Origin of the sequence: Nonomuraea mangrovi (assembly GCF_042681425.1) — a bacterium.
Lineage (GTDB): Bacteria > Actinomycetota > Actinomycetes > Streptosporangiales > Streptosporangiaceae > Nonomuraea > Nonomuraea mangrovi.
This window is the reverse complement of the sequence record NZ_JBHUFV010000115.1, coordinates 1-1,110: the sequence shown is the minus strand read 5'-3', so window position 1 is coordinate 1,110 and position 1,110 is coordinate 1. Positions and strand designations below refer to the sequence as shown.

The window sequence follows — 1,110 nt, the reverse complement described above, 5'->3', positions numbered from 1 at the left end:
AAGCCGTCACCGACTACACCGCCAACGACTACATGCTGCTCAACAACGGCCTGCGCGGCGCACCGCTCAACGCTGCCGAACGTATGCGCTTCGACCGGCTGCTGCCCAACCTCGACGCTGCCATCGGCTCCTCCCGCACACCCGAACCGGTGCTGGTGCACCGGGAGACCAGCAGCGCCTTCGGACGCTTCGGCCTCGGCGTCGACCTCACCAAGCCAGAGCAGATGCACGCCCTGGTCGGAGAGGTCTTCCGCGAAGACGGCTACTGGTCTACCAGCGTCGGCAAGGGCAACCGCGACGGCTCCCAGATCCAGCTCATGATCCGCGTCCCCGCCGGATACCCCGCACTCAACGTCATCCCCGTCTCCAAGTACGGTGAGGTCGAACTGGAAGTGCTCATCCGGCGCGGCGCCACCTATGTCGTGCATGCTGTGTATAAGCAGCTCGACAGCTGGGTCCTGGAAGTCGAGATCGTGCCGGACGGATGGACACCACCCGACGGCTGGGAGCCAGACCCGTACGGCCCAGACGACGGGCCAGGCAGCGAGAAGGGGACAGGATGACGGATCAGCCGTTCAACCATCCCCGATGGGGGCCCGACTCGCTCCAGCCCGTCCGAGTGTTCTCGCCGCCTCGCTACAAGGCGATCGCACAGGGCGACGTCCGCAAAGCCGCTCTCCGCGACCGCGACGGCCGCCTGGTCGGCCACGTCTGGACCGACGACCGCGACGCCGCCGGATTCCTCCCAACCGAGTCCGCGGCCGGCACCACGGCGGCCTCGTACGTGTGGGTGCTGATGACGGAGTGCGCCGCGCGTGACGTGCCCGCGTCCGAGCTGCTCGACCCGGCCCTGTACGCGCCGGACTACATGCTCGACGCCTGATATTTCCCAAGGTCTGGGCCCGCCTCTGTGCGGGCCTTTTTCATGCCCGCACGGGCAACCCACGATCCCGCACGGGAGACACGCATGACCCTGCACCCCATCCCCGGCGCCATCATCGGCTACCGGCGCAACGGCCGCCCCATCCGCCTCCAGGCGGGAGGCTCCGACGACGCCCCGCCGACCACGCCCACCGACGGCACCGGCACCGAACCCACCACGCCCGACGG

At 68.8% G+C, this 1,110-nt stretch carries 2 protein-coding genes; both read left to right on the top strand.

Going from position 1 to position 1,110, the window contains the following annotated elements:
* The coding region (locus ACFSKW_RS54715; protein ID WP_379583842.1) for an ADP-ribosyltransferase at positions 1-563 on the top strand (563 nt) is incomplete at its 5' end.
* Positions 560-883: a hypothetical protein gene (locus ACFSKW_RS54710; RefSeq protein WP_379583840.1), complete on the top strand. Its 324-nt coding sequence runs from the start codon at positions 560-562 to the stop codon at positions 881-883. The genes ACFSKW_RS54715 and ACFSKW_RS54710, both read left to right, overlap by 4 nt.
* The last annotated feature ends 227 nt before the right edge of the window (positions 884-1,110 follow it).

What these genes read in the sequence shown, in the direction of transcription:
- ACFSKW_RS54710 (WP_379583840.1), top strand. Translation starts at nt 560, where the DNA reads ATGACGGATCAGCCGTTCAACCATCCCCGATGGGGGCCCGACTCGCTC.